The organism is Formivibrio sp. oc-25, from assembly GCF_055810895.1.
Window position 1 is genome coordinate 145,755 of sequence record NZ_JBVVOL010000007.1, and the last position, 15,909, is coordinate 161,663.

Annotated in this window: 11 protein-coding genes and 2 tRNA genes; 10 read left to right on the plus strand and 3 right to left on the minus strand. The window is 59.7% G+C overall.

Going from position 1 to position 15,909, the window contains the following annotated elements:
- Positions 1-97 precede the first annotated feature (97 nt).
- The 4 genes from mfd (at position 98) to mltA (ending at position 6,072) form a co-directional block, all read left to right on the plus strand.
- Complete coding sequence (gene mfd, locus AC0KVQ_RS06875; RefSeq protein ID WP_473420405.1) at positions 98-3,496, plus strand: transcription-repair coupling factor; 3,399 nt, start codon at positions 98-100, stop codon at positions 3,494-3,496.
- Positions 3,497-3,500: 4 nt separating this feature from the next.
- Complete coding sequence (locus AC0KVQ_RS06880; RefSeq protein ID WP_473420406.1) at positions 3,501-4,472, plus strand: M14 family metallopeptidase; 972 nt, start codon at positions 3,501-3,503, stop codon at positions 4,470-4,472.
- A 173-nt stretch (positions 4,473-4,645) separates the two neighbouring features.
- Positions 4,646-4,906, plus strand: a complete 261-nt coding sequence (locus tag AC0KVQ_RS06885; protein ID WP_473420407.1) for a PhaM family polyhydroxyalkanoate granule multifunctional regulatory protein — start codon at positions 4,646-4,648, stop codon at positions 4,904-4,906.
- Positions 4,906-6,072 (plus strand): murein transglycosylase A, encoded by a 1,167-nt coding sequence (gene mltA, locus AC0KVQ_RS06890; RefSeq protein ID WP_473420408.1) that lies wholly within the window; start codon positions 4,906-4,908, stop codon positions 6,070-6,072. Before AC0KVQ_RS06885 ends, mltA begins: the two co-directional genes overlap by 1 nt.
- A 1-nt stretch (position 6,073) precedes the next feature.
- Here mltA and AC0KVQ_RS06895 read toward each other — a convergent pair whose 3' ends face one another.
- Positions 6,074-6,604: a YkgJ family cysteine cluster protein gene (locus AC0KVQ_RS06895; RefSeq protein ID WP_473420409.1), complete on the minus strand. Its 531-nt coding sequence runs from the start codon at positions 6,602-6,604 to the stop codon at positions 6,074-6,076.
- A gap of 199 nt (positions 6,605-6,803) precedes the next feature.
- On the opposite strand from AC0KVQ_RS06895, the gene AC0KVQ_RS06900 reads away from it, so the two are divergent.
- The gene (locus AC0KVQ_RS06900; protein WP_473420410.1) at positions 6,804-9,062 is read left to right on the plus strand and encodes a TonB-dependent receptor; all 2,259 of its coding nucleotides are present in this window, start codon (positions 6,804-6,806) and stop codon (positions 9,060-9,062) included.
- A 10-nt stretch (positions 9,063-9,072) separates the two neighbouring features.
- Positions 9,073-10,218, plus strand: a complete 1,146-nt coding sequence (locus tag AC0KVQ_RS06905; RefSeq protein WP_473420411.1) for a DUF1513 domain-containing protein — start codon at positions 9,073-9,075, stop codon at positions 10,216-10,218.
- A 46-nt stretch (positions 10,219-10,264) separates the two neighbouring features.
- On the opposite strand, the gene AC0KVQ_RS06910 is transcribed toward AC0KVQ_RS06905, so the two are convergent.
- Entirely contained in the window at positions 10,265-10,870 is a 606-nt protein-coding gene (locus tag AC0KVQ_RS06910; RefSeq protein WP_473420412.1) for an IMPACT family protein, read from the minus strand.
- Positions 10,871-10,996: 126 nt separating this feature from the next.
- Between AC0KVQ_RS06910 and AC0KVQ_RS06915 the strand changes: the two genes are divergently transcribed.
- The 3 genes from AC0KVQ_RS06915 (at position 10,997) to AC0KVQ_RS06925 (ending at position 13,039) form a co-directional block, all read left to right on the plus strand.
- A tRNA-Asn gene (locus AC0KVQ_RS06915) sits at positions 10,997-11,072 on the plus strand.
- Positions 11,073-11,078: 6 nt separating this feature from the next.
- Positions 11,079-11,154: transfer RNA gene (locus AC0KVQ_RS06920), tRNA-Gly, on the plus strand.
- Between the two features lie 181 nt (positions 11,155-11,335).
- A complete protein-coding gene (locus AC0KVQ_RS06925; RefSeq protein WP_473420413.1) occupies positions 11,336-13,039 on the plus strand; it encodes a tetratricopeptide repeat protein in 1,704 nt (567 codons plus the stop codon).
- A gap of 36 nt (positions 13,040-13,075) precedes the next feature.
- Here AC0KVQ_RS06925 and AC0KVQ_RS06930 read toward each other — a convergent pair whose 3' ends face one another.
- Positions 13,076-14,083: an aldo/keto reductase gene (locus AC0KVQ_RS06930; RefSeq protein WP_473420414.1), complete on the minus strand. Its 1,008-nt coding sequence runs from the start codon at positions 14,081-14,083 to the stop codon at positions 13,076-13,078.
- Between the two features lie 226 nt (positions 14,084-14,309).
- Between AC0KVQ_RS06930 and AC0KVQ_RS06935 the strand changes: the two genes are divergently transcribed.
- Positions 14,310-14,735, plus strand: a complete 426-nt coding sequence (locus tag AC0KVQ_RS06935) for a ProQ/FINO family protein (RefSeq protein WP_473420415.1) — start codon at positions 14,310-14,312, stop codon at positions 14,733-14,735.
- Positions 14,736-15,909 lie beyond the last annotated feature (1,174 nt).

A 15,909-nucleotide genomic window follows, 5' to 3' on the forward strand; every position in this document is an offset into this window, starting at 1 on the left:
TGCCGATTCCGGGTAAAAAATCAACCCGGTATCTTACAGAGTGCGATCCCGCTCACATCGGTTGTTATAATCCTTTCCTTTTTGAAGTACCGGCATCATGCACCTCCCTGCCCTTCCCCGCCCCCAGGAACGTCTGCAACTGGCCACGCCGCACGGCTCGGCCGATGCCCTGCTGCTCACCCACTACGCCGGCCTAGCCAGGCCGCTGACCATTCTGGCTGCGAGCGCGCAGGCGGCGCAGCGGCTCAAGGAGGAAATCGGCTGGCTGCTGCCGGGCAAAAGCGTAGTCATGCTGCCGGATTGGGAAACGCTGCCGTACGATCATTTCTCGCCACACCACGAACTGATTTCCGAACGGCTCGCCAGCCTGTGGCAGATCAGGAATGGCGAAGCCGATGTGATCATCGTGCCGGTGCAGACCGCGATGGGCGTGCTGCCGCCTCTGGAATACCTGACTGCCTATTCGTTCTTTCTGAAGAAGGGTCAGAAGCTCGATGCCGACAAGCTGCGCGCCGACATGACTTTTGCCGGCTACAGCCATGTCACGCAGGTGTATGGCCAGGGCGAATTCTCGATCCGTGGCGGCCTGATCGATCTGTTTCCGATGGGCTCGCCGCTGCCGTACCGCATCGATCTGTTCGACGACGAAATCGAAACCATCCGCACCTTTGATATCGACAGCCAGCGCAGCCTGTATCCGGTGCCGGAAATCCGCCTCTTGCCGGCGCGCGAGTTCCCGCTGGACGAAGGCGGGCGCACCAAGTTCCGCCAGCGTTTCCGCGAGGAATTCGAGGGCGACCCAAGCAAATCACGCCTGTATAAAGATATCAGCACCGGCAGCACGCCAGCCGGCATCGAATACTACCTGCCACTGTTTTTCGACCATACCGCCACGCTGTTCGACTACCTGCCCAGCGAGACCGTCATCGCCCTGCAAGGGGATCTGCATGGCGCCGCGCAGCAATACTGGCGTGATATCGAAGAGCGCCATCGCCTGAGCCTGGGCGACAAGGATCGCCCCATCCTGCCGCCGGCCCAGTTGTTCGTGATGCCGGACAAGCTGTTTGGCACGCTGAAGAACTACCGCCGCATCGAACTGACCTCGGGCGAAACCAGCCTGACCGATGCCCTGCCCGATCTGGCGGTAGACCGGCGCGCCGAGAACCCGCTGGCCAAACTGCAGCGCTTCATCAGTGCGCATCCGGGACGCATCCTGCTCTGTGCCGAGAGCCTGGGCCGGCGCGAAACCATGGCGCAATACTTCGCCGAATACGGCGTGAAACCGCAACTGGTCGAAACCTGGGAAGGCTTCCAGCAGGAAAGTGCCCGCCTGATGCTGGCCGCCAGCCCGCTCTTCAACGGCTTTTTGCTGCGCGAAGACCAGCTTGCCATCGTCACCGAGACCAGCCTGTATCCCTCGGTGGCCCAGGCGCGCGGCAAAAAGCAGCAGAAACGCAGCAATACCGATGCCATGCTGCGCGATCTGTCCGAACTCAAGGTCGGCGATCCTGTCGTGCACGAGGCGCACGGCATTGGCCGCTACCAGGGCCTGATCTCGATGGATCTGGGCGAAGGCGAAACCGAACTGCTAGTGCTGGAATACGCCGGCAACGACAAGCTCTATGTGCCGGTGAGCCAGCTGCATGTGATCAGCCGCTATTCCGGCGGCGCAATCGATGCCGCGCCCTTGCACAAGCTGGGTACAGGCACCTGGGAGAAGGCCAAGCGCAAGGCGGCCGAGCAGGTGCGCGATACCGCAGCGGAACTGCTTAATCTCTACGCCCGGCGTGCGGCACGCGAGGGCCATGCCTTCGACTGGTCGCACCACGATTACGAAGCCTTTGCCGAAGGCTTTGGCTTTGACGAGACGCCGGATCAGGCCGCCGCAATCGAAGCCGTACTGGTCGACATGCGTGTGGGCAAACCGATGGACCGGCTGGTCTGCGGCGATGTCGGCTTTGGCAAGACCGAAGTCGCGTTGCGCGCCGCCTTCGCTGCCGTCGCCGGTGGCAAGCAGGTGGCAGTACTGGTGCCGACCACGCTGCTGGCCGAACAGCACTTCCAGAACTTCTCCGACCGGTTTGCTGATTGGCCGATCAAGATCGTTGAGCTGTCGCGTTTCCGCTCGCAGAAGGAAACCACCGCTGCGCTCAAGGGCCTGGCCGAGGGCTCGGTCGATATCGTGATCGGCACGCACAAGCTGGTGCAACCGGATATGCAATTCAAGCAGCTCGGTCTGGTCATCATCGACGAGGAGCACCGCTTTGGCGTGCGCCAGAAAGAACAGCTGAAAGCGCTGCGTGCCGATGTCGACGTGCTGACGCTGACCGCCACGCCGATTCCGCGCACCCTGGCGATGAGCCTGGAAGGCCTGCGCGATTTCTCGGTGATCGCCACCGCGCCATCCAAGCGCCTGGCGGTGAAGACGTTCGTATCCAAGTTCAGCGACGGCGTGATCCGCGAAGCCGTGCTGCGCGAACTCAAGCGCGGCGGCCAGGTGTTCTTCCTGCACAACGAAGTCGACACCATCGAGAACATGCGCGAAAAGCTCGCCGCCCTCTTGCCCGAAGCGCGCATTGGTCTGGCGCACGGTCAGATGCGTGAACGCGAGCTGGAACACGTAATGCGCGATTTCTACCAGCAGCGCTTCAATATCCTGCTCTGCACCACCATCATCGAAACAGGCATCGATATCCCGAACGCCAATACCATCCTGATGAACCGCGCCGACAAGTTCGGCCTGGCGCAACTGCACCAGATGCGTGGCCGCGTCGGGCGTTCGCACCACCAGGCTTACTGCTACCTGCTGGTGAACGAACCCGAAGCGCTGACGCCTGCTGCGAAGAAACGCCTAGAAGCGATTCAGGCCATGGAGGAACTCGGTTCCGGCTTCTATCTGGCCATGCACGATCTGGAAATCCGTGGTGCAGGTGAAGTGCTGGGCGAATCGCAATCGGGCGAAATGCAGGAGATCGGCTTCTCGCTGTACTCGCAGATGCTCAATGAATCCGTCAAGGCACTCAAGGCTGGCAAGGAGCCGGACCTGAGCCAGCCACTGGGCGTGACCACCGAAATCAACCTGCATGCGCCCGCACTGCTGCCGACCGACTACAGTCCGGACGTAAACGAACGCCTGAGCCTCTATAAGCGCCTGGCCAACTGCGACACCCCGGAAGACCTGGACGATCTGACCCAGGAACTGGTCGACCGCTTCGGCCTGCTACCCGATGCGGCCAAGGTGCTGCTCGATTGCCACCGCCTGCGCATGCTGGCCAAGCCGCTGGGCATTTCAAAGATCGATGCCGCCGACAGCGCCATCGTCATCACCTTCGCAAAATCGACGCCAGTCGAGCCGTTCACGATCCTGAAGCTGATCCAGAGCAAGAAGAACTACAAGCTCGCCGGCCCCGAGCGCCTGCGCGTGGAAGGCAACTGGCCCGAAGCCGTACTGCGCGCGGTACGGGTGAAGGAAATCCTCAACGAACTCAAGGCTTGATGGCATGACTGCGCCTGAACTGAACTTGCCGCCGTATCCGATCGAGGTGGCATTCCCCGACATTGCCTGCTGGCAAAGCGGCAATGGCGGCCTGGAATATGTCTACAGTTTCGACTCGGGCGCGCCCGGCCCGCATGTGATGGTGAATGCGCTCACGCACGGCAATGAGGTCTGCGGCGCGATCGTGGTGGATGAGCTGCTCAGGTCTGGCATCCGCCCGCTTTGCGGCCGGTTGACGCTGGCTTTTGCCAACGTGGCCGCCTATTCCCGCTTCGACGCCGATGATCCGGATCGTGCGCGCTTTGTCGATGAAGATTTCAACCGGGTCTGGTCAACGGAAGTACTCGAAGGTTCGCGCCAGAGCGCAGAACTGGCACGGGCGCGGGCACTGCGTTCGCTGATCGACAGTGTGGATTTTCTGCTCGACCTGCACTCCATGCACGAAGCCTGCGCTCCGCTGGTTTTGTCCGGCCCGCTCGACAAGGGCATCCGCTTTGCGCAGCAACTGGGCTACCCGGCGCATATCGTGATCGATGCCGGCCATGCCCAGGGCAAACGCCTGCGCGATTATGGTGGCTTCGGCGATGCGGCCAGCCCGAAAAATGCGCTGCTGGTGGAATGTGGCCAGCACTGGCAGGCGCAAGCCGTCAGCGTCGCCCGTCAGGTCACTGCCCGCTTTCTGTCCACGCTCGGCTGCATCGCGTCCGGCACGCTGGCGCATTGGCTGACCTTGCCGGAGGAACGTCAGCAGCGGATACGGGTCACGCATGCGGTTGTTGCCCAAACCGGTGATTTTCGTTTTACCGAGGATTTCCGCGGGCTGGAGGTGATCCCCAAGGCCGGCACACTGATTGCGCATGAGGATGGACGGGAAATCCGTACACCTTACGATAATTGCATACTGATCATGCCTTCGCTGCGCCAGCTCGCTCCCGGCGTAACCGTGGTGCGGTTCGGGCAATGCGAAGATGATTGACCAATAGTGATTTACCCTCTCCCGCACGCGGGCGAGGGGTTCCGTGCCTGATCACCGGTTTTGCCCCCTATCTCGCCTGCGGGAGAGGGTTGGGGAGAGGGAAACAGCCAGATCGACAAACCGCACACCATCCCGACTACAATGCCTGTATGCCCCCCGCGAAAGGAAGCACCATGAGCGACCCGAACCCGAATGATCCGTTTGCCTTCTTCAACCAGCTATGGAAAAGCGGCAGCGGCACCAGCAACCCGTTCATGCCACCGCTGAGCGAGGAAGAAATCGAGCGCAAGATCCTGGAATGCAAGACGGTCGAGCAGTGGCTGACCATGCAGGTAGGCATGCTGCAGATGACGATCAAGACGCTGGAACTGCAAAAAGCCGGCCTGCATGCCTTCCGCCAAGGCATGGAACCCAAGCAGGACGATACCCCCTGATGCATGCCATGTTGATCTACCGCCTGGGGCTGCTAGCCGCCAGCCTTGCGCTGACAGCCTGCGTGGCGCCACCCGTCTCCACACCAACCGTACCGACTCCCCCCGTCACCCCTGCCGCGCCATCTGTGCCGCGCTACCAGCAGGTTTCCTTCAACGATCTGCCTGGCTGGCAGGCGGATGATCTGCGCGCCGGGTTTCAGACCTGGAAATCAGGCTGCACACGACTGAAATCGCACGCCATCTGGGGCCCGATTTGCGCCGAGGCACAACAGCTTGCCGACAGCGATTCCGCCATCCGCAGCTTTCTGCAAAACCGGCTGGTGCCCCTGCAGCTGAACAACAGCGACGGCAGCAACACCGGCCTGATTACCGGCTATTACGAACCGGTTTACCCCGGCAGCCTGACCCCTACCGGCAAGGCCAGATACCCGCTGTATGGCCAACCTGATGACCTCATCACGGTGGAGCTCGCCGATGTCTACCCGGAACTCAAGGGCAAGCGTGTGCGCGGCAGGCTGGTTGGCAAGAAATTGCTGCCTTATCCGGATCGCGCCGAAATCGTGCGCAACGGACTGAAAGCACCGGTACTGGCCTGGCTGGAAGATCCGCTTGATGTGCAGTTCATGCAGGTGCAAGGCTCGGGCCGCGTGCGCCTGCCCGATGGCCAGGAACTGCGCTTGGGCTATAGCGACCAAAATGGCCGCCCCTATCAGCCGGTTGGGCGCTGGCTGGTGCAGCAAGGCGTGTTGCCGGCCACCGAAGTCAGCATGCAGAGCATCCGCGCCTGGGCACAGGCCAATACTGCCCGTGTGGAAGAATTGCTCAACAGCAATCCGAGTTATGTGTTCTTCCGCACCCTGCCGCCCTCGAACAGCGGCCCGATCGGCTCATTGGGCATCGCGCTCACGCCCGAGCGCAGTATCGCGGTCGACCCGGGCACCGTGCCACTGGGCAGCCCGGTATTTTTGGCCTCTACCCGCCCCGATACCGGCGAAGCCCTGGCACGGCTGGTCGCCGCGCAGGATACCGGCGGCGCGATCAAGGGCAGCGTGCGTGCGGATTATTTCTGGGGAACCGGCCACAAACCGGGGGAACTGGCCGGCATCATGAAACAGCCGGGCCGGCTGTGGTTGCTGTGGCCAAAAAATCAGCCGCTACCACAATGATTTATTCCTTGGGCGAGCCTGTCTCCTGCCAGTCGGCAAACCATTCTGTGAGCGGACGAGACTCGCCCAATTTTCCCAGGCTGCGATCTATCCTGTCGTGGTTGCCCCAGACCACCTCGGCCAGTTCGCCCGCAGCCACGCGGGCTTCGATTTCGCCGCAATACACGCCCAGTTCACGCTGAACATAAAACCCGTAGGTGCGGCATGCTACCGGACGATACGGATAGACCGGGCAGGCATCATTTACCTGATCCAGCATGGGGCAAGTGATCGGGCGCGTTACCTGAGTGGCCAGCAGCGCCACGGCATGGCGGATCTGTTGTAATTGCCCGGCTGGCAGCAAAGCTAATCCTTGTCTGAGCCAGGCCCACTCCCCTGCAGTCAATTGCGGAACTTCCGCCAGCCTGCGGCAGCAATTGCCGCAGCCCTTGGCACACAGCCAATCGGGATGTGCATCACGAATCATGCCCACCCGCTGATCAATCTCGCCATGCAACTGCACCAGCTTCTGCCTGGAATCTGATGGCTCCATCCTGAATCCACTCCCAAAACAAAGACGAAATCATGCCTACAAGCACATGGCTTGAGTAGCCCTCATCCCATACAAAAAAAATGATTTCGCAAACATCGGCATCGCCACAATTTGACACAGCTGTGACATAATCGCGCCGCTTAACTGATAATAATTATCATTTGCATAAATAGACAAATGTTTACAAATAGGTGATCACATGAAGTCCAGCAAGCATCACATTTCATCTCAACCGCCGTCATCCTTGTCGACATTGGCCAGCCTGCTCATCGGCATGGGTGTCTGCGGTTTTGCACCTGTTGTCATGGCAGCTGATGGCGAAACGGTTCTGCCTACCGTCAAGGTGGAAGCGACCACCGAGCAACAAACGGGCAAACAAAGCCTGCAAGCCACTACCACGTCGATTGGCAAGGGCAAGCAGGCACTGCGCGATATCCCGCAATCGGTTACGGTTGTGACGGAAAAATTGCTGGATGACCGCAATGTCGACACGCTCAAGGAAGCCCTGAAAAACACCTCCGGCGTCAGTTTCCAGGCGGCAGAAGGCGGTGAAGAAGACATTCGCCTGCGTGGTTTCTCGCTGCAATCCTCGGGTGATGTCTTCATCGATGGCATGCGCGATCCAGCCTTCTATGAACGCGACAGTTTCAACTGGGATCGGCTGGAGGTGCTGCGCGGTTCCGCCTCGATGCTGTTTGGTCGTGGCTCGACCGGCGGCGCGGTCAACCAGGTCAACAAGCAACCGCTACTGGCCGACCAGCATGAAGTCGGCCTGACGGTGGGTACGGGTGACTATGCGCGTACCACGGGCGACTTCAACATCCAGACCAGCGAAACCTCGGCAGTGCGGCTCAACGTGATGGGCAATGTGGCCGACAACAGCGGCAATGACATCAAGCGTGCCGGCATTGCCCCGACTTTCCGCTGGGGCATCGGCACCGATGATGAATTCACCCTGGGTTTCTACTACCTGAAGAACGACAACGGCATCAACTACGGCCTGCCCTGGCTCACGCCCGGCACCCAGAACGGTGGCGATTACCTGTGGAACACGGATCCCGATAATTACTACGGCATGGCCAGCGATTACAACAAGACCGGCACCACCCAGTATTACGGCAGCCACCTGCACCGGCTGGAAAGCGGCGGCGAAATCAAGACCCAGTTGCGCGTGGCGACCTACAACCGCGACCAGCGCGCCAGCACCATCCGCTGGGGAAATGCCAGCCTGCAACCCACCGGGCAGACCGTCACGTCGGATAACGTCAGCGACAGCACCGTGCTTACGCGCGGCACCAGCGTCAAGATCCAGGACATGCAGACCCAGTATCTGCAAAGCGACTACAGCGGCAACCACCAATGGTTCGGCCTGAACCACACCATTCTGGCCGGCATCGATGCCGCGCACGAGAAGTTCCACAACTATGGCGCTTCGCTGCCAAGCGGTGTTTCGCTGACCAAATCCAACACCACGGTCGGTACACCCAATGACGGCGCTTCGGTGGATGAATCCCAGCGCATCGTCACCATGAACCGCAAGTTTGATTCCAAAGCAGTGGGCGTGTACGCCCAGGATACGCTGCAGCTTGCCGATGACTGGAAGGTGGTGGGCGGCCTGCGCTGGGATCTGCTCAAGGGCAACTACACCAATCTGGCCGCCAACACCAATACGACCAACCCTTGCAATGTCACGCCGAATGCCGAAATTGGCCGTACCGACAGCCTCTTGAGCAAGCGCCTGGGTGTGTTGTACCAACCGAGCCTGCGCCAGTCGTACCACCTCTCTTACGGCACCTCGTTCAACACCTCGGGCGACACCTACCAGTACGATGCCGGCAATGTGAAGGTCGATCCGGAATCCAGCCGAAATCTCGAGCTGGGCGCCAAACTGGATTCCAGCGATGGCCGTTTCACCACGCGCCTGGCGCTGTTCCACTCGACCAAATACAACGAACGCAACCGCGACTCGGAATCGGTGAACGCGTGTAACTACGTGCTTTCCGGCAAGCGCCATGCGGCAGGGTTCGAGATCGACCTGGCCGGCCGCCTGACGCACGAGTGGGAAGTGTTTGCCTCTTACGCCTACATTCCGTTCGCGCGGGTGGATAGCTCTTCCGGCGCCACCGGCACCGAAGCGGTCGGCTCACGCCCGGGCCTGACGCCGCGCCACACCGGTACGCTCTGGACCACCTACAAGATCACACCGGAATTGCGCGTGGGCGGCGGCATCAGTTTCCGCAGCAGCGACAAACCAGCAGGCCTGGCCGCCACGTCTTCACTCAAGGCACCGTATTACGTGATTGGCGACCTGATGGCGGAATACGATCTGGGCAGCTACGCGCTCAAGCTCAACGTAAACAACATCACCGACGAGCACTATGCCGACTACCTCTACCGTGGCCACTATGTGCCGGGCAAGGGCCGCTCGGTGCAGTTGTCCGCCACCTATCGCTTCTAAGGAGATCGGCATGCACAGGCGGCAATTCCTGCAAACGCTCGCCGGCGCCATGACAGTCGGGGCCTTGCCGGCCCTGGCTTTTGGCAGCACGTCGCTGCTGCCAATGGGTGGCCGCGCGCAATTCCGGCTGGGTGCCGCCTGGCGCGGCCCGGCCAGCGACAGCCAGCAGATGGTTGGCATGCTCGATGTGGATTGGGATAAGCAAAGCATCCGCATCCATGCGGCCCAACCGATTCCAAGCCGCGCGCACGGCCTGTTTGCCGAAGCCGATGGCAGCCTCTTGGCCATGGCCTACCGCCCCGGCACCTGGCTGCTGCGCATGGGGCCGGATGGCAAGATCATGCAGCAGATCGATATCCGCCAGGAACCGGGCGAGCGCCGTTTCAGCGGGCACGTGATTCTTAACCCGTTGGCCGGCAATCTGCTCACCACCGAAGTCGACCCACGCAACAGCGAAGGCTGGGTTGGGGTGCGCGATCTGCATACACTGAAGAAGGTCGACGAATGGCGCACCTTTGGCACCGACCCGCACCAGTTGCTGACCGATGCCCAGGGCCAGATCATCCTGGCCAACGGCGGCGTGCCCCGTACGCCAGACGGCATCAACAAAATGAATCTGGAGCGCATGGATTCATCGCTGGTCCGGTTGGATGCAAAAACCGGCAAGCTGCTGGGCCAATGGCGCCTGCCCGATTCACGTCTGAGCCTGCGCCACATGGCCTGGAACACGCTGGAAGGCGAGACCCCGGTACTGGGCATTGCGCTGCAGGGCGAGCACGATCAGGAATCCCTGCGCAATCGCGCCCCGGTACTGGCACTGTGGGATGGCAAATCGCTTTCACTACCCAGTCCGCAAGCGCAAGTCTCCGGCTACGGTGCCGATATCGCCCCGGCACTGGGCGGCTTTGTTGTGACGGCACAGAAAGCCGGCAAGGCACTATGGTGGCGCTACGACCAGCCGGAAAAACTGCAGGTGATTGCCGAATTGCGTGAAGCCTGCGCCATCAGTCCGGTGGCATCGACAGAAGGCGGCGTGGCCATGGCCGGCGCACTGGGGCTGGGGCACTGGCATCCGAAACTTTCCCCGTTGCTGTTGCCCTGGCCGGAACCAATGGCACTGGATAACCACTGGGTAGAATTGCCGCTTCCGGCATGATTGGCACCGCAAGGCCCACTCTCCCGGCATGGGCCATGCGTCTCGACTACCCGGCCGCCAGTGTGTCCGGATCGAGCCAGTCGATACGGCCATGCCCGGCTTCGCTCAGTCGCTGCAGTAACCGCTCTGCCGAAACATCCGGCAGGCTGAATGCCAGCTCCACGCGTTCACCGTGGCTGACTTGCTGCAACTGGGCGCCTGCCTGTTCGATCTCGCGGCGCAGTAGCCCTTCCAGCGCATAGGGCACAGCACAGCGCAGGTGCCGCTGGCGCACGATGGGTATTTTCTCGGCCTGCAGCAAGGCCGATGCCACGCTGTCGGTATAGGCACGCACCAGACCGCCCGCGCCCAGCTTCACGCCGCCGAAATAGCGCACCACCGTGGCCAGTACGCCTTCCATATCCTGATGGCGCAGCACATCGAGCATCGGCCGCCCGGCGGTGCCGCTCGGTTCGCCATCATCAACCGCCGCCGATTGCCCGCCGGCCAGCAGGGCCCAGCACACATGTGCGGCACTTGGATGCTGCTCCCACAAGGACGCCACCACTTTTTGCGCTTCGGTGCGATCCGTCATCGGTTGCACGCATCCGATAAAGCGGCTTTTCTTGATCAGCAGTTCGCTATGAACTGGGCTGGCGAGGGTTTGCGGCATGGCATGAATGGGATTGGGCAAGAGCTGGCAATGGTAACAGGCGCGTTGCAATTGCCAGAAAAAAATCGGGCGAAGGTATTCCCATGGGCAAAGTATTCGGATATAGTTCGCCCCCTTCACAGATGTTCCTCGATAGCTCAGTCGGTAGAGCGACGGACTGTTAATCCGCAGGTCCCTGGTTCGAGCCCAGGTCGGGGAGCCACTCCAAGCGGGAGTAGCTCAGTTGGTAGAGCGCAACCTTGCCAAGGTTGAGGTCGCGAGTTCGAGACTCGTCTCCCGCTCCAGTTTCACCCAATCCGTTTTCGATTAGCCCCCCCAATTCCGGTATCGGATTCCTTGCGTATCTGCATTTGCGTACGTTTCGCGAGCAAATTCCGCCTGTCACATTTCCATGGCAGCCGCACGTACAAGCTCGCGCCCCTGCTGCAAAAATGAACCATGCATGCTTTGCATGGAGTCCGCATCATGAAACGCCGACTGCTCGTTACCTGGCTATTCGCTTTATGCGCTACGTTTGCCTGGGCCGATTTGAAATCCGGATTGCACGCCCTGGAACTGAGTGATTACACCACCGCGCTGCGGGAACTCACCCCAAGCGCCGAAGCGGGAGATGCTACGGCGCAATTCAATCTGGGCAAGATGCATCTGTATGGCTGGGGCATGAAGAAAAATGGCCCGGAGGCCATCAAGTGGTTCACCCAGGCGGCAGAACAAGGCCATGGCAAAGCGCGCGATATGCTGGTCTATATGTATGAACGGGGCGAGGGCGTGGCGGCTGACCAGGCCACTGCTGACAACTGGCGACGCAAGGATCTTAGCCAACAGAAAACAATCAGGCCCGCTCCCGCATCACCGCCAAGTGGCAAGATTTTCCTGCCAAACCTTGCGCGCGAAGGCCGAAGCCTGAGCCGTGAACAGGCTGCTGCGCAGGAAAAACAGCTCAAGACCAACCCGGAAGATCAGGCAGCAAGGGCACGCCTGCTCGGCTATTACTATCACCGCGCCCAGCAGGATCTGGGCAAGCCTGCCATCATTCAGGCGCGTCGCCGTCATATCCTGTGGATTATCCAGCACCAACCGGATTCAACCCTTGCCTCCCTGGGTGAAGCCCTGCTTGCGCCCAGCACCCATGCCTTGGCTGATCGCACGGGTTATGAGCAAGCCAGGGCGCTATGGCTGAAACAGGCAGATGCCATGCCGGATAAACCGCTGGTCCTGCTGCATGCCGCGAATTTCCTGCAATTGCACGATAAACCGCTCACCGAAACCCTGTTGAAAAAAGGTGCGAACCTTTATCCGCAACAGCAGGATTGGTCCACGCGCCTGGGCTATCTCTATACACTGGGCATTCTGGGCATCGATGGCCTCAACACCAATGGCATTCCGATATCCGCCAGCCAGACCGAACAAAATGGCGCATTCGCCCAGCATGCACTCAAGCAGGTCGACGAATCCAGCAACCCATTGCTTATCGGCACCACGGGTGCCGTACTGGGCCAATATGGCCTGATGCTGCGGGCCATGCGCCTGAGCCAGCAGGATTACAGCGAGGTCGCCGAAAGATTTCTGCTGAAGGCGCAATCCCTGGAGCCTGCCAACGCCAACTGGGCAGCCATACTGGGTCAACTCTATAGCCTTAAAAGCACAGCTTCCGCCACGCGCGAGGAAAAACTGCTCTGGTCGAGAAAATCGCTGGCGCAACTGGAAAAAGGCGTAGCAAAAACAGCGGATGCGGAGCATCGCGCCCATCAACTGGCAGAACTAAGCAAAACCGCACTGGCCGCCGAGGCTAACGACAAAGCCAGCCAATACGCCCAGGAATTGCTGGCCATTACGGCAAAGCACACCCAGGATCCGAAATACGATAATGCCGTCCACACTGGCAATACGGTGCTGGGCAGGCTGGCATTGCAACAGGATAACCTCGCCCAGGCCAAGGCTTACCTGCTCAAGTCCGCGCAAGTCTCGGGCGGCGGTACGCTGTCCTCATTCGGGCCAAACATGAGCCTCGCCAAGGAATTGCTAGAGCATGGCGAAAAGGAAGCCGTGATTCAGTACCTGAAACTGTGCAAGAAATTCTGGAGCTATCCGCGCAACCCGCTGGATCAATGGATTCAGGATATCCAGCAGGGCCGGCAGCCGAATTTCGCGCAGAATCTGAACTACTGATCGCCGGCAGCCATGACAAACGGGGTCGGTTGCAATTTACTCAGCAACGATCCGGCCAAAGAACGGGTAAGAAGGATCATTGTAGCCCGGCGTTGAAGCGTGTCCCGGTGCAACCAGCGCATTGACCAATGCTTCCTCTTCCGCACTGATCGCCAGATCCGCTGCGGCGTAATAGTCCTCAAACTGCGCCAGCGTGCGCGGCCCGGCGATCACGCTGCTGATCAGCCGATTGGCCAGCACCCAGGCAGTGGCGAACTGGCCAAGCAGAATGCCGCGAGCATCACAATGCGCCTTGAGTTGCGCCGCGATATGCAGGGATTCTTCGCGAAACTCCGTTTCCATGATGCGTCGATCCGCCCTGCCCGCGCGCGTACCGGCTGCCGGTGCCTGGCCCGGCAGATATTTGCCGGTCAGCACACCGCGAGCCACCGGGCTATAGGGCACCACGCCCAGACCGTAATGCGCACACGCCGGCAGAATTTCCACCTCGGGTCCGCGATTGAGCAGGTTGTAATACGGCTGGCAGACCACCGGTTGCGGCACCCCCAGCTCACGGCACAGGCGGATGATTTCGGCGATCCGCCAGCCACGGAAGTTGGATACGCCGAAATAACGAATCTTCCCCGCACGAATCAAATCCCCCACTGCCCGCACCGGCTCTTCGAGGTTTTCTCCATGAAAATCACGATGCAGATAAAGAATATCCAGGTGATCGGTTGCCAGGCGGCGCAGGATATGGTCGGTTTCGCGCATGATCCAGCTGCGCGAGTAATGCGCATGATTGGGCGCATCGGCCATGGTATTGCCAAGCTTGCTCGCCAGCACCCAATCGTGACGCTGGCCAGCCAGCAGGCGGCCAAGCATTTCTTCGGCAGCGCCCAGGCTGTAGGAATCGGCGGTATCGATGAAATTGATGCCATGTTCACGGGCCGAGGCCACAATCCGGGCAGCTTCCGTTTCATCGGTCTGATCACCGAACATCATCGTACCCAGACAAAGCACAGAGACTTGCAGATTGCTGCTGCCCAAACGGCGGTATTGCATGGCGAGTTCTCCCATTACAAACAAGCGACCTGATACAGCAAACCAGGCATCATTTCTCGGAATAAGGGTCATTCTGGCAAATTTATGCCGGCCACACACTTTTCCAGCATGGCTTCGCGTTCAGCATAGGCAAAACACCAACAGGCAGTGCCTTTCATGCAATCCGGGTTTGAGTCTTGCGCCGACAACGTCTAGTATTGCGTCGTTCAACTTATCGCAGTACATCATGACCGAATCGACTTCACCCGCTTTGCCAACCCAAACCGCCCGCAGTGTACTCAAGCAGCTTCAACAGGAATTCCCGGTTATCCGCGAATGCCAGCCTCTGGCCATCGGCATCGACAAGCAATTGATCGCCGTGCAGCCCGAGATCAACCGCAAGCTCTTGCGCGGTGCACTGGCCATCCACACCAAATCGGTGCGCTATTTGAAATCGCTGCAAACCGCCAGCACGCGCTTCAATCTGGATGGCAGTGCTGCCGGGGAAGTTGCCGAAGAACAGCGCACGCTGGCCGCACAAACCCTGCATACGCATTTCAAGAAGAAAGCCGAAGAGCGCAAGGCGCAGCTTGCTGCTGAAGCCGCCGAGGCTGCCGCGCGTGAACATCAGGAAAAACTGCAGAAACTTGCCGAAAAATTCGCGCGCAAGTAATCGCTGCCATGCAGCCCCGCACCCGGGGCTGCAACGCCTGGTCTTGGTAAAAACCGGATTCCTCCGCTTCACCATCCCCTTCGATCAGTCCTCAATGCGAATGCTGGTGGGCATGTTCACCCTTTCGCCAGCGCCCCACATCTGTGCTTTCTGGCTTTCCGTATAGTAGATCCGAAGTCTTTGCTTCGTCTGCAAGCCAGTCATTCATGGGTGAAGCAAGATAAAAATAGCTGATGCGGCGGGATTATTCCCCAATTGGAATCAATAGATCCGCAGCAAGATAATATCTAGCGAAGGAAGTTAAGGCCCGGAAAAATTTGCAGTATGCAAGCGATCCAGCGGGCTTTGCAGGCCTACCCCGCCACGATCCCGGATCGTGGGTATAACTTCTCGACCGCTTCTTGCTACACATCCTGCCGAGCGGCTTCAAACGTATCTGTCACTACGGTCTGTCGGGTCCGGCCGGCAAAGTCGTAAAGCTGGAGCAGACACGCGCCGCCTTGTCCGTCCCGGAACCCGATCCCGTCATCGTGGAATCTGCCGCCGACTTCCTGCGCCGGGTGGAGCGGATGAACTGGGTGTATTGCCGCTGTTGCCAGGTCGGCATCTGCATCCTGACGGGCCGCTTGCCAGCGCACTGGAAAAACCAGACAGCCAAGACACAAAAACCACACGGGCGGCCACTGCCCGCCGGGCTTGAACACAAAAAACCACCCAAACGCCCGACTTGCCTTTCATTCATACCGGAAAGTCCATTGACTCCGAATACAGCCCGCTTACAATCCCCATAGTCGCCGCCATTGAGGCGGTTCAGTCCAACAAGGTTTATCCGCCGCCATGATGCAGCCGTCTCATCAACCGTTTCCGCTGCGGCTGATAAACGCTATTCGTTAGAACTCTCGTATAGAGGACCCAATGAAAGTATTTATTAGCTGGTCAGGCCCTACAAGCCACAAAGTAGCTGTGCTTTTGAGAGATTGGCTTCCCTCGGTCATACAAAGTATTGAACCGTATGTTTCTTCCGAAGACATTGATAAGGGAGCTCGCTGGTCCACAGACATCGCAGGAGAGCTCCACGCTTCCACATACGGCCTAATTGTCTAGTTTCGTACGATCATATCTCGCAACGTATCCTGAAACTTGCCACTGCGCGCGAGGTTTTGGGTAGTCTTCT

Excerpts from the sequence above, each read along its gene's own strand:
- mfd (WP_473420405.1), top strand. The coding sequence starts at position 98 with ATGCACCTCCCTGCCCTTCCCCGCCCCCAGGAACGTCTGCAACTGGCC.
- AC0KVQ_RS06880 (WP_473420406.1), top strand. The coding sequence starts at position 3,501 with ATGACTGCGCCTGAACTGAACTTGCCGCCGTATCCGATCGAGGTGGCA.
- AC0KVQ_RS06885 (WP_473420407.1), top strand. The coding sequence starts at position 4,646 with ATGAGCGACCCGAACCCGAATGATCCGTTTGCCTTCTTCAACCAGCTA.
- mltA (WP_473420408.1), top strand. The coding sequence starts at position 4,906 with ATGCATGCCATGTTGATCTACCGCCTGGGGCTGCTAGCCGCCAGCCTT.
- AC0KVQ_RS06895 (WP_473420409.1), bottom strand. The coding sequence starts at position 6,604 with ATGGAGCCATCAGATTCCAGGCAGAAGCTGGTGCAGTTGCATGGCGAG.
- AC0KVQ_RS06900 (WP_473420410.1), top strand. The coding sequence starts at position 6,804 with ATGAAGTCCAGCAAGCATCACATTTCATCTCAACCGCCGTCATCCTTG.
- AC0KVQ_RS06905 (WP_473420411.1), top strand. The coding sequence starts at position 9,073 with ATGCACAGGCGGCAATTCCTGCAAACGCTCGCCGGCGCCATGACAGTC.
- AC0KVQ_RS06910 (WP_473420412.1), bottom strand. The coding sequence starts at position 10,870 with ATGCCGCAAACCCTCGCCAGCCCAGTTCATAGCGAACTGCTGATCAAG.
- AC0KVQ_RS06925 (WP_473420413.1), top strand. The coding sequence starts at position 11,336 with ATGAAACGCCGACTGCTCGTTACCTGGCTATTCGCTTTATGCGCTACG.
- AC0KVQ_RS06930 (WP_473420414.1), bottom strand. The coding sequence starts at position 14,083 with ATGCAATACCGCCGTTTGGGCAGCAGCAATCTGCAAGTCTCTGTGCTT.
- AC0KVQ_RS06935 (WP_473420415.1), top strand. The coding sequence starts at position 14,310 with ATGACCGAATCGACTTCACCCGCTTTGCCAACCCAAACCGCCCGCAGT.